This is a genomic window from Isoptericola sp. NPDC057191 (assembly GCF_042670225.1).
Classification (GTDB): Bacteria; Actinomycetota; Actinomycetes; order Actinomycetales; family Cellulomonadaceae; genus Isoptericola.
In genome coordinates this window covers 1-17,110 of sequence record NZ_JBHUWC010000080.1, presented here as the reverse complement: position 1 = coordinate 17,110, position 17,110 = coordinate 1, and the positions used below count along the sequence as shown (strand labels likewise).

Sequence of the window (17,110 nt, the reverse complement as noted above, 5' to 3'; positions counted from 1 at the left end):
CCACCACGCGTCGCTGCGCCCGCACCACGCCGGCATCTGGGCGAACGCCCGAGCGGGGGCACCGCTCTTCGTCCGGACGGCGTCGCTGCGACTGGCGATCCTGCTGACGGTGGCCGTGGCGACCAGCCTGGGGGCGGCGGCGCTGGCCGGCTACCAGGTCGTCAACAGCCTGTGGGGGCTGGCGGCGTTCGCGCTCGACGCCCTCGCGATCGCGGGTCAGGCCCTGGTGGGTCATGGGCTCGGCTCGGGCGACGTCGACCGGGTGCGGGCGGTGCTGCGCCGCTCCCTGCAGTGGGGCGTCGGCGCGGGCGTCGTCATCGGCGTCGTGTTCGCCGTGTCCGGGTGGTGGGTCGCGCCGCTGTTCACGTCCGACCACGACGTGCGCGTCGCGATCACCGCCGGTCTGGTCGTGACCGGCGTCCTGATGCCGATGGCGGGCTGGGTGTTCGTGCTCGACGGCGTCCTCATCGGGGCCGGTGACGGCCGGTTCCTGGCGTGGGCGGGCATGCTCACGCTCGTCGTCTACGTGCCCTTCGCCCTCGCCGTACGGGCATGGGCACCCGACGGCGCGATCGGGCTCGCGTGGCTCTGGGGCGCGTTCGCCGGCGTCTTCATGCTGGCCCGCGCCCTGACGACCGGGCTGCGAGCGCGCGGGGACCGCTGGATGGTGACGGGCGCCTGACGTCGCCGGCCCGTCATGGACGTGTCGACGGACGGGCGGGCAGGGGCGGCACCTACCAGGCGAGGCCGTCCAGATGGTTGTGGCCGGACAGCAGGCGCGCGACGCGGACCCGCGCCGCGGCACGGCCGTCGGGCAGAGGGTGGTGCGCGGCCAGGCTGAGCTCTCCGTACATGTCGTAGAAGTTCAGGCGCTCGCGCAGGTGCTCGCGCTCGAACAGCTCCGGATATGCGCCGTGCAGCCATCCGGGGACCTCCGCCAGCGTGGTCTCGTCGAGCCCTCGGGCGTCCGGCGTGGGCGGGAACTCTCGAGCTCTCGCGCACCACCGAAGGATGGTGTCGAGCTCGACGTCGGCCGGCTGGGCCACCGCCTCCGCGAAGTCGATCAGGCCGGTGACGCGTCCTCGGTCGACGATCAGGTTCGATCCGTGCAGGTCGCCGTGGACGAGGACGGGCGGGTCGGCGGCGAACAGGGCCAGCCGCTCCCGGACCCACGCGTCGACGTCCGCGAGCAGGCGCGGGTCGTGGTCGGGCTGCCGCCGGGCAGCCTCGACCTGCCGGAGGGTCGCACCGACCACGGGCGGGTGGAACGCCGGCCACGGGCCGCCGGAGAGCGCACCGGTCAACCAGGGCGGCATCAGGTCGGCAGGAGCGGCGACGCGGTGGAGCGCGCGCAACGCCGAGCCGAGGCTCTCGATGGTCGACCGGCGCGTCCGCAGGCCCGCCGTGGGCCACGCGTCGTACAGGGACCGGCCGGGCAGACGTTCGGAGACCGCCCACGGCCCGTCCGGGCCGTCGCCGTGGGCGAGGTGCCGGGCGTGCGGCACCTCGCTGCCGGCGAGCAGGTCGACGACCCTCGCCTCGTGGCGATAGGCGTCGCGGAACCGCTCGTCGGTGTTCAGCCGGACGACGACGGCATCACCGACCCACGCCGTGCTCACCCAGCCGGCCTTGGGCACGAATCGGCCTGTCGCCGGGAGACCGGCCGCCTCCAGGATCCGCAGCAGCACCGGATCGAGGGGCGGCCCGTCACCGACGGCGGCAGCCCTCGTCATGCCTGGGCGTACTGCGGGTCGTCCGGGTCGTCGCGGTCGGCCCAGCTCCCGACGACCGGGAACTCGGCCACGCGCAGGCGGGCAAGGCCGTAGGGCACGAGGGTGACGTCGTCTCCTGCGCCCCGCTCCAGCAGCGGGCTGGGAGGCGGGGGCGGCGCGTCCACGCCCTGTGCCCGCCACTCGGTGGCCCGGGCGCCCGGCGCGTGCACCTTGACCGGCGATCCCTCGCCGGGCCGTGGGCCCGTCAGCCCCCACGGGACCTCGCGGACGGCGGTGCGCTCCACCTCCCACGACGCGGCGTGCGCGACGTCCGCCAGAGCCTTGTTCCACGACGTGCGGCGGTGGACCTCCCACTCGCCGAGGCCGGGCGCTCCCGGCACCTCGACCCAGTTCTCGCCCAGCGGGTGCACCATCGACAGCGGCCCGAGGAACACGGCAGCCGCCTGGCGCGCCCGGCGCACGACGCGCGGGGCCATCGGCAGCACGAGACGCACGTCCGCGCCGCCCGCCCACGAGCGCCGCACGGTCACGTACCCGTCCACCGGTACGACGTCGACAGCCTCTCCGTCCACGGTGAGGTCGAACGTCGTCGCCCAGCCGGGCACCCGCAGCTGCAGGTCGAAAGGCTCGACGCGCTCCGTGTCGACGACGACGCCGATCGTCTCCTCGAACGGGTAGGCGGTCTCGACGGAGACGGTCACCGGGTCGCCGCCGACGTCGGTGCGCACCACCGCAGGCGCGTACGCGACCGCGCGCAGGCCGCCGTCGTCGGCCCGCATCCACAGGTTCCGCACGAACTTCGGCCATCCCTGGTGGAAGTTCGCCGTGCAGCACCCGAAGTGCGGCTCGAGCCCGAACAGGTTCGCGTCGTCGGAGGAGAACGACCAGTCACGGCGTGCCACCGACACCTCGAGCTGGGTCGCCTGCTGGTGGTACTGGTGCGCCAGCATGCGCGGGTCGCACGACGCGGGCAGCAGGTTGAAGGCCAGCGACTCCAGCCGGTCGCCCTGCACGCCGTCGCCGAACGTGGCGGCGAGCACCCCGCAGGTGAACATCATCTCGACGACCTGGCAGGTCTCGATGCCGGCCGCCGCCTCCGGGCCACCGAGCCACTCGTCGCCCGAGAACCAGCCGTGCGCCTGCCCGTGCCAGCGGTCGAGGTTCGCGAACGAGCGCTCCGTGGCGGCCCGGCGCGCGTCGTCGCCGTCGCGCACCCAGTCGACCGCACCCTTCTTGAGACCCATGGCGACGTTCGGCCCGTGGATGCGGTGCGAGAAGACGCGCGCCGCCCCGGTGATGAGGTCACCGCCGAGGTAGTCGTCCCACTGGATCGTCTGGACGTCGAGAAGGTCGACGAGGTCGAGCAGCCACTCCTCGCCCGTGCGGTGGTGCAACCACCACACGGACAGGGCGTTGTCGGCACCGCGCGCCCTGCCCCACGAACGCAGCGGACGGCCCGGGAGGTGCTCCAGCTGATGGCGGAAGTACCGCTGCAGGAACGGCACGACACGCTCGTCGCCGGTGGCGTCCGCGTGCTGGGTGAGGACCTTGAGGGCGACCATGCGCGGCCACCAGTCGTCGTTCGTCGTCGGGCCGAAGAAGCCGTCCTCCCGCTGGGAGGCGAGGATCGCCTCGACCCAGGGCTGCACCTGCGCGAGCAGGGCCTCGTCCTCGAGCACGTGGGCCAGCGGCAGCAGGCCGTCGAGGTAGTAGGGGCCGCGCTCCCAGTCCTCCCCCTCGGCGCCGCCGCGCCAGGCGTTGGTCGGACCGACGTCGGGCCAGATCTTCTCGAGCTGGCCGGTCAGGCCGTCGGCCTGGAGGCGGAGCTGGTCGCGCAGCCAGCCGCGCGGGGTGATCGCGCCGAGAGGCAGCTCGCGCCCGGCGGGGGCCCGCGACGTGGTGCCCGACGGCGTGGCAGGAGTGTTCACGGTGGAACCTTTCACTTGATCGAACCCCCGATGAGGCCCTTGGTGTAGTAGCGCTGGAGCGCGAGGAAGAGGATGACGACGGGGACGGTCGCGACGCAGGCGGTCGCCGTGAGGAGACCTGGGTCGACGATCTGCACGCCCGGGATCTTGAACGACGTCGTGATGTTCGTGAGCGCAAGGGGCAACGTGTACTTGTCCTCGCTCGACAGGAAGACCACGGAGCTCAGCAGGTCGTTCCACCCCGCCATGAAGCCGAACAGGCAGACCGTGACGACACCCGGCCACGCGAGAGGCACCATGACGGACCGCAGGAGCCGTCCGAGGCCGGCGCCGTCGAGCTGCGCCGCCTCCTCCAGCTCCACGGGGATGCCGTCGAGCGTGTTGCGCATCACGAACACGGAGAACGGCAGCTGGAGCGTGACCAGGACGAGGACGACGCCTGTGAGCGAGTCCAGCAGGCCCAGCTTGCCGAGCACGATCGACAGCGGGGTGAGGAGGCCTTGGTACGGCACCACCATCGGCCCGAGGAGGACGACGAAGACCAGCGCCGCGAGCGGGAACCGCAGGCGGGAGAGCGCGTACCCCGCGAGCGTGGCGACGAGCCCGGTCAACAGCGCCACGCTGATCGCGACGACGAAGGAGTTGCGCACGTAGGTCGTGATGCCGACGGACGGGTCGAAGATCCGCGCGTAGTTCGCTGCCGTGAGGTCGAGCAGCGACCCCCAGCCGATGCCGTCGGCGTCCGCGGACGGCGGGAGGAACGAGCGCAGGGCGATGTACAGGACGGGCGCGAGGGACGCGAGCGCCAGGACGGTACCGCCGACCAGGTAGGCGGCCGAGGACAGCGATCGGTGGCCGCCGCCCGCCCGCGGCTCGCTCCCTCGACGGACGGGGGCGCCGGCGCCTGTAGTGGTCCGGGTGAGCGTGGTCATGACTGCGCCTCCCCGCCACCCGCCCGCAGGGCGCGCAGCTGGATCACGGCGAGCGCGAGGATGATCGCCGTGATGATCATCGACAGCGCCGCCCCGTAGCCGAGGTTGTACCGCACGAACGACTGCGCGTACGTGTACATCACGGCCGTGGTGGTGGCGCCGCTCGGGCCGCCCTTGGTGAGCACGAAGAACTGGTCGAACACGAGCAGGGTGCCCGACACCGCGAGGATGAGGCACAGCGCGAACTGCCGGCGGATGAGCGGGAACGTCACGGACACCTCCCGGCGCCACCAGCCCGCCCCGTCGATCTTCGCCGCGTCGTACACCTCACCGGGAACCGCCTGCATGCCGGCCATCAGCAGGATCATCGCGACGCCCATGCCCTTCCAGACCGTCAGCGCGACGATGGCCCAGAACGCGCGCGTCGGGTCCGTGAACCAGGCGGTCTGCCCGTCGGACAGGCCGAGCGACCGGAAGAGCACGTTCAGCACCCCCGTGCCCGGCATGAGCATCACCGAAGCCATGTAGGCGGCCGCCGTGAAGCCGATGACGACCGGCACGAAGAACGCGGTACGCACGAACGACACCACGCGTCCTTCGCCGCGCACAATGACCGCCGCGGCGTAGGAGACCAGCAGCGACAGCGGCACGAGGGCGACGGTGAAGAGCACGGAGAACAGGAGGGCGCGCGCGAAGGTGTCGTCACCGAGCGCCCGCGCATAGTTCGCCAGGCCGGCGGGACGCACCTGGCCCAGCAGGGGCCAGTCGGCGAACGACATGACCACGAGCAGGACGAGCGGGACCACGAAGAAGACGAGGGAGAGCAGCAGAGCCGGGGAGACCAGCAGCAGGCCGAGCGCCGCCCTGCGGCCGGCGGCCCGGCGGCGTCCGACGCCGGGCCGCGGCAGAGCGCGCGTCACGGGAGCGTGTGCGACGACCATCGGAGATCGCCTCAGCCCACCTGGTTGTACGCGTCGGCGATGAGCTGGTCCGCCTGCTGCGCCGCCTTCTCGAGCGCGGTCTTCGGGTCGGCGCCCTGGAAGATCGCCGCCTGCGAGTTCTGCGCCCACGGACCGTTGGGGTCGTTGATGGTCGCGAAGTAGGCGATCGACTTCGGGAGCTTCCCGACGGCCAGCGAACCGACCCGGTTCGTCGACCACTCGTCCTCGGCGAGGTCGTCGGCGAGCTTCAGGTCCGGCGCGATCCAGCCGGCCTCGCCGTTGATCGTCGCCGCCTCGCGGTCGGTGACGAGCCACTCGAGGAGCGTCCAGGCCTCGTCCGGGTGCTCCGAGCCGAGCGGGATGGCGGCCTGGTTGCCGCCCAGGAACGACGCGAGCTCGCCGTCGCTGCCAGGGATGCCCGCCGCGGAGCCGAACTCGTCCTCGTGCCCGGCGAACACGTTGGCGCCGGTGAACATGATGCCCACCTTGCCCGCGAGGGCGTTCTGGCTGCCGACGTTGCCCGGGTCCTGGTTGGGCTCGTCGGTCGGCTGCATCAGCCCCGACTCCCACATGTCCTGGTACCAGGACACCATGCCGACCATCGCCGGGTCGTCGAAGGTGCTCGTCTGGTCCGGTCCCGCCTCGGTGAAGACGTCCCCGCCGTCCGCCCACCCGCTCGGGAACCCCGTGAACGCCTGCCCGACGCCGCCGATCGTCGAGAAGCCCGTGATGTCGTCACCGAGCGCCTGGATCTTCTCGGCGTAGGCCTTGACCTGGGCAAGGTCCTTCGGCGGTGTGTCGGGGTCGAGCCCCGCCTCGGTGAAGAGCTTCTTGTTCCAGAACATCTGCGAGCCCGTGAGGGCCACCGGCAGGGAGTACACGGCGTCGTCGAGCGTGCCGATGTCGACCCCCGCCGTGGCGACGTCGGAGAGGTTCGGCAGCCCGTTCGTCTTGTCCGTGATGTCGAGGAGCTGTCCCTGCGTCGCCAGCAGGGGCGCGTTGATGATGTCGAAGTCGATGAGGTCCGGCACCGAGCCGGCGCGGATGGAGTTCGCGAACTTCGTCAGGTACTGGTCGTTGTTGACCAGGGTGACGTCGACCGCGATGTCAGGGTGCGCCTTCTCGAAGGCCGCCACCTGCTTGTCGAGGGAGTTGTCGCCGTCGCGGGCCCACACGTCGAGCGTGACGGGCCCGCCGTCGCCGGCACCGTCGTCCGCGCCGCACGCGGCGAGCACGGGGGTGGCAGCCAGGGCGGTGACCACGAGCAGGGCCAGCCTGCGTCGCCGGAGGGAAGGCTTCATCGTCGATCTCCTTCGTCGGGAGACGTGCGGCAACTGTGCCGCGCGTTTCCGGCAAACTATTCCGTGCGTTGCCGTGCTGTCAACGGCACAGGCGGCCCAACCTGCCCTATGATGCGGAAACGTTGCCGTCATGAGGGTCGGCAGAGCGAGGGAAGGACGGGCATGGCGCACGGACGCGTGACGTTGGCGCAGGTCGCCGAGTCCAGCGGTGTCTCGGTCGGGACTGTCTCCAAGGCGCTCAACGGCCGCGGTCAGCTGAGCGACGACACCCGACGGCGGGTCCTCGACGCCGCCGCGGCGCTCGGCTTCGAGCCGGGTCCTGACGCGCGCGCCCAGGCGGAAGGGCGTTCGTTCATCGTGGGCGTGCTCTCGACCGACTCCTACGGCCGGTTCACCATCCCGATCCTCACCGGCGCGGAGGACACCTTTGGCGCCGGTGAGATCTCGATGCTCCTCGCCGAGAGCCGGGGCGACCCGATCCGCGAGCGGCACTATGTCCAGACGCTTCGCAGCCGTCACGTCGACGGCATCATCGTCGCCGGCCGCACCAGCGACGCGCGGACGTCGATCACGTCGCTCCTCGGCGTCCCCGCGGTGTACGCGCTGTCGCCGTCCCAGGACCCGGACGACGTCTCCGTGGTCCCGGACGACGCCGGTGGCGCCGCCCGGGCGATCGCGCACCTCGTGGGCACCGGCCGTCGTCGCATCGCCGTCGTCGTCGGCCCCCGGCGCCACACGGCGAGCAACCACCGCGTCGAGGGCGCGACCCGTGCCCTCGGCGAGCTCGGGGCCGAGCTCGCCGGGGGCGAGGTGCTGTACGGCGAGTGGACCGAGCGGTGGGGCTACGAGGCGGCGCGCCGGCTCCTCGGGACCACCACGTTCGACGGGGTCTTCTGCGCGAACGACCAGATCGCGCGCGGCGTCCTCGAGTGCCTGCGCGAGAACGGCGTCGACGCGCCCGGCGCCGTGGGCGTCGTCGGCGTCGACAACTGGGACGTCATCGTCGAGGCCGCCCGGCCCAGCATCACCTCGGTGGACCTCAACCTGCGGGCGGTCGGCCGCCGCGCGGCCGAGCTGCTCGTCCGCAAGATCGGCGGGGAGGACGTACCGGGCGGCGTCGAGCTCGTCGACTGCATCCTCGTGCCCCGGCTGTCGACCTGATCCCCCAGGCCGCCGTCAGGCGCGACCACGCCGGCCGGTGCCGCGGCGGCGCCTGGTCCGGTCCACGACGAGGTACCCGGCCGCGACCACGGCCGGCACCCCCGAGACGAGCTGGAGCAGCAGCGGCGGACCGGGTACGTCCGGCAGCTCGGGCCACCACACGGTGAGCTCCTGGAACCTCGGGACCGCCGCGATCACCTGGGGCGTGACCAGCAGGAACGCGACGGCGACGTTGACGAGCACCCCGACCACCAGCGCGGTCCACGCGACCAGCCGGAGCCCTAGCCCCGGGCTGTCGTACCGACTCTCGTCGACCTCGGCCATCGTTCCCTCCTCCCGACGCCGCACCGTGCGGCGTCTCGTTCGACGCTAGGCATGCGCGTGCCCGCGACCCATCCCGCCTGCTGCCGTCTCCGCGGTGGTGCACGCGCTACCTTTGCCGCCGTCAGGCGCCGCCGACGAGGGCCGTCGCCTACGGTGGGCGGGACGACGAGGGGGCGGAGTGGTGCGGAGGAACGCGGCCGGGGCCATCACCGGCGGACGGCTGCTCCCGGCCGTCGAGACGATCGGCGGCGGGCTCGTCACCCAGGCTCTGGCCTTCGCCGCCACGCTCGTCGTCCTGCTGGTGGCCCTCACCTCCCTGGTCGGCGTCGGGCTGCTCGCCTGGCCCGCCACAGCCGCTCTCCTGCGCCGTGTCGGCACGCTGGAACGGTCCCGGCTGGCGCGTGCCGGCGTCACCGTCGTCTCCCCCTACGGCCTGGCCCCGGCGAGCAGGTCCCCGGTGCGCGGCACCGCACGGACGGCCGTGCTCCGGGACCCCGCGACGCGCCGTGACCTCGCCTGGTGCGTGGCTCACGGGACCGTCGGCCTCCTGCTCAGCGTCCTGGTCCTCGTCATGGTCGTCCTCGCGCTGCGCGACCTGACCTTCGTGCTGTGGTGGCGGCTGATCCCCGCCGGCGAGGCCGGGACCGCCCTCGGCCACCCCGTGACCACCTGGGGCGGAGCCCTCGCCGTCCTCGCGGGAGGAGCCGCCTGGTGCGTCGCGGTGGTCGCCGTGGCCCCCGCCGTCGCCGCCCTCGAGGTACGTCTCGCCCGGTCGCTCCTCACGCCCTCCCCCTCCGTCGACGCCTCGCTCCGGGTGGCGGAGCTGACCCGCTCCCGGGCGGCGGCGCTCGACGCCCACACCGCGGAGCTCGAACGGATCGAGCGCGCGCTGCACGACGGCGCGCAGAGCCGCGTCGTCGGCGTCAGCGTCATGCTCGGGGTGGCGCACCGCCGCGTCGCCGCGCTCGCGCCCGGGGCGGACGTGGGCCCCGCCCTCGACGCCCTCGGCGCGGCGCAGACGGCCGCCGAGGAGGCCCTCGACCAGCTGCGCACCGTGGTGCGCGGCATCCGGCCGCCCGTGCTCGCGGAGCGTGGGATCGAGGGCGCCCTCGCGGGGCTCGCCGCGTCGACCGACGTCCCGTGCCGCGTCACGGCCGCGGTGGCGACGCCCCTCCCCGCGGCCGTCGAGTCCGCGCTGTACCACGTCGCGGCTGAGGGCCTGGCCAACGTCTCCCGGCACGCCTCGGCCACGTCGTGCTCCGTCGACCTCGCGCCCGCCACCCGGGACGGGGCGCCCGTGGCGCGTCTCGTCATCGAGGACGACGGCGTCGGCGGTGCCACGGTCGGGGGCGGTCACGCCGGCGGCACGGGGCTGCGCGGCATCGCCGCGCGCGTCCGGGCCCTCGACGGCTCGATGCGGGTCACGAGCCCTCCGGGCGGCCCCACGCGGCTGGAGGTGGAGGTGCCGTGCGCGTCCTGATCGCCGAGGACGACACCCTCCTGCGCGAGGGCCTGCGGATGCTGCTCGACGGCGAACGGCACGACGTCGTCGCCGCGGTCGGCGACGGCGAGGCCCTGCTGGGCGCCCTGCGCCGCGAGCTGGCCGCGGGGCGCACCGTGGACGTGGCCGTCCTCGACGTCCGCATGCCGCCGACCCACACGGACGAGGGGATCCGGACCGCCGTCGCCGCCCGTGCGCTCCGGCCCGGCATCGGTCTCCTCGTCCTGTCCGCGTACGTCGAGCAGGCCTTCGTGACCGACCTGCTCCACGACCGCTCCGGGGGTCTCGGCTACCTGCTGAAGGAGCGGGTCGGGCGGGTCGACGACTTCCTGGCGAGCTTCGCCCGGGTCGCGGCCGGGGGGACGGCGGTCGACCCCGAGGTGGTCGCGCAGCTGCTCGTGCTGCGCTCGCGCGGCGACCCCCTCGCCCCGCTCACGCCCCGGGAGCTGGAGGTGCTCGGCCTCATGGCCGAGGGCCTCGGGAATGCCGCGATCGCCGCGCGCCTCGTCGTCTCGGCCGGCGCCGTGCACAAGCACGTCCGCTCGATCTTCGCGAAGCTCGGGCTCGCCCCCGACGACGACGCCGACCGCCGGGTCATGGCCGTGCTGCGCTACCTCGCGGCCCGGCGCTGAGACGCACGACGGCCCGGCCCCCTCGCAGGGGGACCGGGCCGACGTGCGTCAGGTGTCAGGCGTTCAGCCGGCGACGACCTTGACGGAGATCTTCGCGGAGACCTCGGGGTGCAGGCGCACCGACACGGTGTACTCACCGGTCGTCTTGATCGGCTGGCCGATCTCGATCTTGCGCTTGTCCACCTGCTGGCCGGAGGCGGCGACCGCGTCGGCGATGTCACCGGTGGTGACGGCACCGAACAGACGGCCGGACTCACCGGCGTGCGCCGTGACGACGACCGTCTTCGCGTTGAGCGAGTCGGCCACCGCCTTGGCCTCGTCCAGCGTGGCGATCTCGCGGGCCTTGCGAGCCTTGCGGATCGCGGAGACCTGCGACTCGGCGCCCTTGGTCCACGGGGTGGCCAGACGGCGCGGGATGAGGAAGTTCCGGGCGTACCCGTCCTTCACCTCGACGACGTCGCCGGGCTCACCAAGACCGGTGACCTCGTGGGTCAGGATCAGCTTCGACATGATTCAGTGATCCTTCCGGTCAGCGGGCCGAGGACGAGTACGGCAGCAGCGCCATCTCACGGGCGTTCTTCACGGCACGGGCGATCTGGCGCTGCTCCTGGACGGAGACGCCGGTCACGCGACGCGCGCGGATCTTGCCGCGGTCGGAGATGAACTTGCGCAGCAGCGCGGTGTCCTTGTAGTCGACGGACTCGATCTTGGCCGTCTTGAGCGGGTTGGCCTTCTTCTTGGGCTTGCGCACCACAGGCTTCGCCATGGTGTTGCTCCTTTTCAGGTGCAGTCCTCACGTCGCGCCGGCCGCGAGGCCGACGTCGGAGGACAGGTGATCTGGGGACAGGCGTCGATCAGAACGGGGGCTCGTCCGAGAATCCGCCACCGGAGGAGGCGGGACCGGCCGTGGCCCACGGGTCGTTGCTCTGACCGCCGCCGGAAGAACCGAAGCCTCCGCCGGGCTGGCCGCCACCCTGGGGGCCGCCGTAGCCGCCCCCCTGGTTGCCGCCGCCACCGCCGAAGCCGCCGCCGCCACCGGAACGCTGGGCGCGGGTGACCTTCGCCGAGGCGTACCTCAGCGACGGGCCGACCTCGTCGACCTGCAGCTCCACGACGGTGCGCTTCTCCCCCTCGCGGGTCTCGTACGAGCGCTGCGTCAGACGGCCCTGCACGATGACGCGCATGCCCTTCGTCAGCGTCTCGGCCACGTTCTCCGCGGCCTCGCGCCAGACCGAGCAGGCGAGGAACAGCGCCTCGCCGTCCTTCCACTCGTTGGTCTGACGATCGAACGTGCGCGGCGTGGACGCGATGCGGAAGTTGGCGACGGCAGCCCCTGACGGGGTGAAGCGCAGCTCCGGGTCCGCGACCAGGTTTCCGACGACCGTGATGACGGTCTCACCAGCCATGCCAAGCTCCTTCGTTCGTCCGAGAGTCGTGAGGGGATCCCATCACGGGGCGCCGACATCCCGAGGGACGCCGCCCGCGACGGGGGCAGAGATTCGGTTCAGGTCTCAGCGGGCGTCGGTGCGCAGGATCTTGGTGCGCAGCACGGCCTCGTTCAGGCCGAGCTGGCGGTCCAGCTCCTTCGCGGTGTCCGGCGTCGACGTGAAGTCGACGACGGCGTAGATGCCCTCGGAACGCTTGTTGATGTCGTACGCCATGCGGCGACGACCCCAGATGTCGACCTTGTCGACGGAGCCACCCTCGGTCGAGATGACCGACAGGTACTTCTCCAGCGACGGGGCCACGGTGCGCTCCTCGACCTCCGGGTCCAGGATCACCATCAGCTCGTACTGACGCATGTGTTCAACCCACCTCCTCTGGTCTCAGCGGTCACGGTCGTTCCGTGACAGGAGGGTTCATTCGTGCGTCGGCCGCACCCCACCCCGGAACGGTCCGAGACGGCGGGCACAGCCAGTCGACCAGGATACCCGCTGGTGCGGGCGTCCCGGAAATCGGTCAGTTGTCGTCGATCCCGCCGAGGAGGCCGTCGCCACCGTCGTCGGTGGGGGTCGAGGTCGGCGTCGGGGTCGGGGTCGTCTGGTTCCCGTTGCCGTTCCCGTTGCCGTTCCCGTTGTCCTGCGGTCCCTTGGACACGACGATCGTCACGGTCGACCCGGGGTCGACGCTGGTGCCGGAGCCCGGGTACATGGCGATGACCTGGCCCACGGCCTGGTCGCTGAACTCCTCCTGCACCTTCGCCTTCAGCTGGCCGCCGTTGAGCGCCTGCTCGGCGGTGGTGCGGGGCATCCCCACGACGTTCGGCACCACGACCTGTGCGGGCTGGTCCGGCTGACCGGTCGAGACGACGAGCGTGATGGTGGTGCCCTTCGGCACCTCCTGGCCCGCCCCCGAGTACTGCAGCACGGTGCCCTTCGGGTCGTCGCTGTTCTGCGCCTGGGTGCGCACCTTCAGCCCCAGCTGCTCCAGCTGCGTCGTGACCGCCGCGACGTCCTGCCCGATGAGGTTGTCCGGGACCGTGACCGTCTCCTCCTCCGTCTCGGAGGGGGTGGGCGTCGGCGTGTACGTGGGCTGCGGCGGCACGTACTCGGGGAACTCCTCGACGTCCATGCCGTCGGTCGCGACCTCCATGAAGTCGGTCCACGCGCGCACCGGCCAGGAACCACCGGTGATCTCCGGGTAGTCGCCGAACGGGTGGATCTGGTCCTGGCCACCCATCTTCCCGGCCTCGAGGTCCAGGGTCGTGTACTGGCGCAGGCCGACGACGGTGGTGAGCTGCGGGACGAAGCCCGCGAACCACGCCGACTTGTTGTCGTTCGACGTGCCGGTCTTGCCGGCGACGGGGCGGCCGAGCTCCTGGGCGGGCTCGCCGGAGCCCTCCTCCACGACCTTGGTCATCGCGTACGTCGCGGCCGTGATGGCGTCCGCGTCGAACTCCTTCTTCTGCTCCGTCGGCCCCTTGTAGACGACGCTGCCGTCCAGGGTGGTCACCTTCGACACGACGTGGGGCGTCGTGCGGTAGCCGCCCGCCGCGATCGTCGAGTACGCCCGGGCCAGGTCGATCGGGTACACGTCAGCCGTGCCGAGCACGTTCGACGGCACCGGGTCGATCTGCGTGCTCTCCCGGATCCCGGCGCGGTGCGCGACCTCCGCCGTCTTCTTCGGGCCGATCTCGATGTTGAGCGCTCCGTAGACCGAGTTCACCGAGTTCGCCGTCGCCTTGGTGAGGTCGATCTGCCCGTAGCTGTACCCGCCGAAGTTCTGCGGCTCCCACACCTCCCCGGAATCCGGGTCCTTGTAGTAGAACGGCGAGTTGCCGTCGTACTTCTCGTCGAGGGTGTGCCCCTCCTCGAGCGCGCCGATGAGCGTGAACGGCTTGAAGGTCGACCCGGCCTGCACCGTGTCCTGGGTGGCCGTGTTGAGCGACTGCTTGACGTAGTCCGGCCCGCCGTACAGCGCCTTCACGGCGCCGGTCTGCGGGTCCATCGACACGAGCGACATGCGGGTCTTCTTGCTCGCCTTGCCGTAGGGGCCGTCCTCGTGCAGCGACTTCTCGACGTCGACCGCGGCGTTCTGCAGCTTCTGGTCGATCGTCGTGGTGATCTTCAGGCCGCGGGTGTCGAGGTCCTCCTCGGAGAACGGGCCGTCGGGGTTGCTGTCGGTGCGGATGAGCTCCTTGCGCACCGCGGCGAGCAGGTACCCCTTCTGCCCGCCCCAGGTGTTCGTCGCTTCCTTCTTCTTCTGGAACTTGGGGAACTTCGCCTTCGCGTGCTCGTCCGCCGTGATGTAGCCCTGCTCGTACATCCGGTTGATGCCGCGTTCCCAGCGGATCTTCGCCTGCTTCTCGTTGACGGACGGGTCCCAGTTGTTCGGCGAGGGGATGATGCCGGCGAGCAGCGCGGCCTCGGACGGCGTGAGGTCCTTGGCGTCCTTGTCGAAGTACTCCTGCGACGCCGCCTGGATGCCGTAGGTGCTCCGGCCCCAGTAGATGGTGTTGAGGTAGTTCTCCAGCACCTCTTCCTTGGGCTGCGTCTGGGCCACCTTGAGCGCGATGATCGCCTCGCGGGCCTTGCCGGCGTACGACTTCGTGGTGTCGATGTAGTACCGCTCCACGTACTGCTGCGTCAGCGTGGACGCGCCCTGCGTGGTGCCGCTCGTAAGGTTCGTGTAGGCCGCGCGGGCGATGCCCTTGACGTCGACGCCGCTGTTGGTCCAGAACGTCTTGTCCTCGGACGCGACGACGGCGTTGCCGACGTACGGCGGGAGGTCGGCGAGCTTGACGAGCTCGCGCTTCTGCTCGCCGTACGTGCCCATGGGCTTGCCGTTCGACCAGTAGACGGTCGTGGCCTGGTCGTTGACCGCGGAGAGGTTGTCCGGGATCGTCGTCGTGCTCCACGCGGCCACGAACAGGCCGGCGCCGAGCGCCACGCCGGTGAGGCCGGTGCCGAGCACGATGCGCCACGAGGGCAGCCAGCGCTGCACCGGGCCCTTGTTCGGGCGCGGGTAGTTCCAGAAGCGACGTCTCCTCGCCACGTCAAGCCTTTCGTCGTGCGGGACCGGCAGCGCTCTCGATGGGCGCACGCCGGCCTGCGGACCACAGGGAACACTAGGCGATGCCGAACGGCCGACGGGAGTCCCCGCGGCCTGGGGCGACGGTTTGCGCCGACCGTCCCCACCCCTCTGGCCTGCGCTTCGCGGAACCTTCACAACTCGCCGGACGCGCCGTCGGGACGCCTGGCGTTGCACGACCATGTCGACGAGTCCTATTCTCGCGATGTATCGACTCGATACGTCGTGACGACGGGTCGGCAGGGACGGACAATCGGACAGGGAGGGGAACCCTCGTGCGCAGCAGGTCTGTGGTGCTCGAGACGGCCATCCTCGGCCTGCTCAACTCCGCCCCGCTGCACGGGTACGAGCTGCGCAAGCGGCTCAACCTGCTGCTCGGCTCGTTCCGCGCGTTCTCCTACGGCACCCTCTACCCGGCGCTGAAGTCTCTCGTCGCCCGCGGCCTCATCGAGACCACCGAGCGCGAGGCCCCCGCGGCCGCGGTCCGGACGCCAGGGACCCGCCAGCCCGGTGCCAGGTCTTCGGGCAAGGCACCGCTGTCGGGTCGGCGCGGGCGGATCGTGTACCGGCTGACCGCGGACGGCAAGGAGCATCTCCAGACCGTCCTCGCGTCGTCGGGCCCGGCCGCCTGGGAGGACGAGAACTTCGACGTCCGCTTCGCGTTCTTCGCGCAGACGGACGCCGAGACCCGCATCCGCATCCTCGAAGGCCGGCGCACCCGGCTCACCGAGCGGCTGGAGGCGGTCCGAGAGTCCGCCGCACGCACCCGCGAGCGGCTCGACGAGTACACCCTCGAGCTGCAGCGCCACGGGCTCGAACAGGTCGAGCGCGAGGTGCGCTGGCTCGACGGACTCATCACCACGGAACGCGACCGTGCTCTCGGCCGCGCCCGCGACCACAGCGCCGGGGTGCAGGACGCCCCGGCCCAGAGAAACAAGGAGCGAGGATGACCTCCGTCCGCGTTGCCATCGTCGGTGTCGGAAACTGTGCATCGTCCCTGATCCAGGGCGTGCACTTCTACCGTGACGCCGACCCCACCGACACCGTCCCCGGCCTCATGCACGTGCAGCTCGGCGACTACCACGTCCGGGACCTGGCGTTCGTGGCGGCGTTCGACGTCGACGCGAAGAAGGTCGGGTTCGACCTCGCCGAGGCGATCCACGCCTCGGAGAACAACACCATCAAGTTCGCCGACGTGCCGCCCACGGGCGTCGTCGTCCAGCGCGGCCACACGCTCGACGGCCTCGGCGACTACTACTCGGCCACGATCGACGAGTCGGACGCCGAGCCGGTCGACGTCGTGCAGGCCCTCAAGGACGCGAAGGTCGACGTCCTCGTCTCCTACCTGCCCGTGGGCTCCGAGGAGGCGGACAAGTTCTACGCGCAGTGCGCGATCGACGCGAAGGTCGCCTTCGTCAACGCGCTGCCCGTCTTCATCGCCTCCGACCCCGAGTGGGCCAAGAAGTTCGAGGACGCCGGCGTGCCGATCGTCGGCGACGACATCAAGTCGCAGGTCGGCGCCACGATCACGCACCGCGTGCTCGCGAAGCTCTTCGAGGACCGCGGCGTCGTGCTCGACCGCACGTACCAGCTGAACGTCGGCGGCAACATGGACTTCAAGAACATGCTGCAGCGCGACCGCCTCGAGTCGAAGAAGGTCTCGAAGACGCAGGCGGTGACCTCCAACCTCACCGGCGCGCTCGGCGGCAAGAAGGAGGACCGCAACGTCCACATCGGCCCGTCGGACTACGTCGCGTGGCTCGACGACCGCAAGTGGGCGTACGTCCGCCTCGAGGGCCGCGCGTTCGGCGAGGTTCCCCTGAACCTGGAGTACAAGCTCGAGGTGTGGGACTCCCCCAACTCGGCCGGCATCATCATCGACGCCGTCCGTGCGGCCAAGATCGCGCTGGACCGCGGCGTCGGCGGCCCGATCCTCTCGGCGTCGACCTACTTCATGAAGTCCCCGCCCGTGCAGATGGAGGACACCGCGGGCCGCGCCCAGCTCGAGGCGTTCATCAAGGGCGACGTCGAGCGCTGACCGCGGCGTCCGGCTCCCGGACGGCACGACCAGCACGACCAGCACGACCAGCACGACCACGGAGCCGGGCACCGCACGCGGTGCCCGGG

At 71.6% G+C, this 17,110-nt stretch carries 17 protein-coding genes; 6 read left to right on the top strand and 11 right to left on the bottom strand.

The annotated features are described in order from the left end of the window. Nucleotides 1-682, top strand: a 682-nt coding sequence (locus ACFT55_RS11715; protein ID WP_380244007.1) for an MATE family efflux transporter, incomplete at its 5' end; no start/stop codon positions are given. A 52-nt stretch (nucleotides 683-734) separates the two neighbouring features. Here the strand turns inward: ACFT55_RS11715 and ACFT55_RS11710 are convergent. From ACFT55_RS11710 to ACFT55_RS11690, 5 genes are read right to left on the bottom strand one after another with little or no spacing between them, the layout of a single operon-like run. Then, nucleotides 735-1,733: a phosphotransferase family protein gene (locus ACFT55_RS11710; protein ID WP_380244006.1), complete on the bottom strand. Its 999-nt coding sequence runs from the start codon at nucleotides 1,731-1,733 to the stop codon at nucleotides 735-737. Continuing rightward, nucleotides 1,730-3,661, bottom strand: a complete 1,932-nt coding sequence (locus ACFT55_RS11705; RefSeq protein WP_380244005.1) for a beta-L-arabinofuranosidase domain-containing protein — start codon at nucleotides 3,659-3,661, stop codon at nucleotides 1,730-1,732. Before ACFT55_RS11705 ends, ACFT55_RS11710 begins: the two co-directional genes overlap by 4 nt. Before the next feature lie 11 nt (nucleotides 3,662-3,672). Further along, nucleotides 3,673-4,593, bottom strand: a complete 921-nt coding sequence (locus ACFT55_RS11700; RefSeq protein ID WP_380244004.1) for a carbohydrate ABC transporter permease — start codon at nucleotides 4,591-4,593, stop codon at nucleotides 3,673-3,675. Then, nucleotides 4,590-5,534: a carbohydrate ABC transporter permease gene (locus ACFT55_RS11695; RefSeq protein WP_380244003.1), complete on the bottom strand. Its 945-nt coding sequence runs from the start codon at nucleotides 5,532-5,534 to the stop codon at nucleotides 4,590-4,592. The genes ACFT55_RS11700 and ACFT55_RS11695 overlap by 4 nt, the downstream gene beginning before the upstream one ends. Before the next feature lie 11 nt (nucleotides 5,535-5,545). Beyond that, a complete protein-coding gene (locus tag ACFT55_RS11690; protein WP_380244002.1) occupies nucleotides 5,546-6,835 on the bottom strand; it encodes an ABC transporter substrate-binding protein in 1,290 nt (429 codons plus the stop codon). A 162-nt stretch (nucleotides 6,836-6,997) separates the two neighbouring features. Between ACFT55_RS11690 and ACFT55_RS11685 the strand changes: the two genes are divergently transcribed. Then, nucleotides 6,998-7,996 carry a LacI family DNA-binding transcriptional regulator gene (locus ACFT55_RS11685; protein ID WP_380244001.1) on the top strand — a complete coding sequence of 333 codons (999 nt, stop codon included), beginning with the start codon at nucleotides 6,998-7,000 and terminating at the stop codon, nucleotides 7,994-7,996. A gap of 15 nt (nucleotides 7,997-8,011) precedes the next feature. On the opposite strand, the gene ACFT55_RS11680 is transcribed toward ACFT55_RS11685, so the two are convergent. Continuing rightward, nucleotides 8,012-8,320 carry a hypothetical protein gene (locus ACFT55_RS11680; RefSeq protein ID WP_380244000.1) on the bottom strand — a complete coding sequence of 103 codons (309 nt, stop codon included), beginning with the start codon at nucleotides 8,318-8,320 and terminating at the stop codon, nucleotides 8,012-8,014. 181 nt (nucleotides 8,321-8,501) lie between these two features. Here ACFT55_RS11680 and ACFT55_RS11675 point away from each other — a divergent pair, with 181 nt between their 5' ends. Beyond that, on the top strand, nucleotides 8,502-9,800 hold the full coding sequence (locus tag ACFT55_RS11675) for a sensor histidine kinase (RefSeq protein WP_380243999.1): 1,299 nt from the start codon (nucleotides 8,502-8,504) through the stop codon (nucleotides 9,798-9,800). Next, entirely contained in the window at nucleotides 9,788-10,453 is a 666-nt protein-coding gene (locus ACFT55_RS11670; RefSeq protein ID WP_380243998.1) for a LuxR C-terminal-related transcriptional regulator, read from the top strand. Before ACFT55_RS11675 ends, ACFT55_RS11670 begins: the two co-directional genes overlap by 13 nt. 63 nt (nucleotides 10,454-10,516) lie before the next feature. Here ACFT55_RS11670 and rplI read toward each other — a convergent pair whose 3' ends face one another. The 5 genes from rplI to ACFT55_RS11645 all read right to left on the bottom strand — a co-directional run bounded on the left by rplI (nucleotide 10,517) and on the right by ACFT55_RS11645 (nucleotide 14,947). Next, complete coding sequence (rplI, locus tag ACFT55_RS11665; protein WP_380243997.1) at nucleotides 10,517-10,963, bottom strand: 50S ribosomal protein L9; 447 nt, start codon at nucleotides 10,961-10,963, stop codon at nucleotides 10,517-10,519. Nucleotides 10,964-10,982: 19 nt separating this feature from the next. Beyond that, complete coding sequence (rpsR, locus tag ACFT55_RS11660; RefSeq protein WP_100422261.1) at nucleotides 10,983-11,219, bottom strand: 30S ribosomal protein S18; 237 nt, start codon at nucleotides 11,217-11,219, stop codon at nucleotides 10,983-10,985. Between the two features lie 88 nt (nucleotides 11,220-11,307). Beyond that, nucleotides 11,308-11,859, bottom strand: coding sequence for a single-stranded DNA-binding protein (locus ACFT55_RS11655; RefSeq protein ID WP_380243996.1), 552 nt, complete (start codon nucleotides 11,857-11,859; stop codon nucleotides 11,308-11,310). A 105-nt stretch (nucleotides 11,860-11,964) separates the two neighbouring features. Then, complete coding sequence (gene rpsF / locus ACFT55_RS11650) at nucleotides 11,965-12,255, bottom strand: 30S ribosomal protein S6 (protein WP_380243995.1); 291 nt, start codon at nucleotides 12,253-12,255, stop codon at nucleotides 11,965-11,967. A gap of 157 nt (nucleotides 12,256-12,412) precedes the next feature. After that, nucleotides 12,413-14,947 (bottom strand): transglycosylase domain-containing protein, encoded by a 2,535-nt coding sequence (locus ACFT55_RS11645; RefSeq protein WP_380243994.1) that lies wholly within the window; start codon nucleotides 14,945-14,947, stop codon nucleotides 12,413-12,415. A 311-nt stretch (nucleotides 14,948-15,258) separates the two neighbouring features. On the opposite strand from ACFT55_RS11645, the gene ACFT55_RS11640 reads away from it, so the two are divergent. Together ACFT55_RS11640 and ACFT55_RS11635 are read left to right on the top strand one after the other, a co-directional pair. Continuing rightward, the gene (locus tag ACFT55_RS11640) at nucleotides 15,259-15,933 is read left to right on the top strand and encodes a helix-turn-helix transcriptional regulator (protein WP_380243993.1); all 675 of its coding nucleotides are present in this window, start codon (nucleotides 15,259-15,261) and stop codon (nucleotides 15,931-15,933) included. Further along, complete coding sequence (locus ACFT55_RS11635; RefSeq protein WP_380243992.1) at nucleotides 15,930-17,021, top strand: inositol-3-phosphate synthase; 1,092 nt, start codon at nucleotides 15,930-15,932, stop codon at nucleotides 17,019-17,021. The genes ACFT55_RS11640 and ACFT55_RS11635 overlap by 4 nt, the downstream gene beginning before the upstream one ends. Nucleotides 17,022-17,110 lie beyond the last annotated feature (89 nt).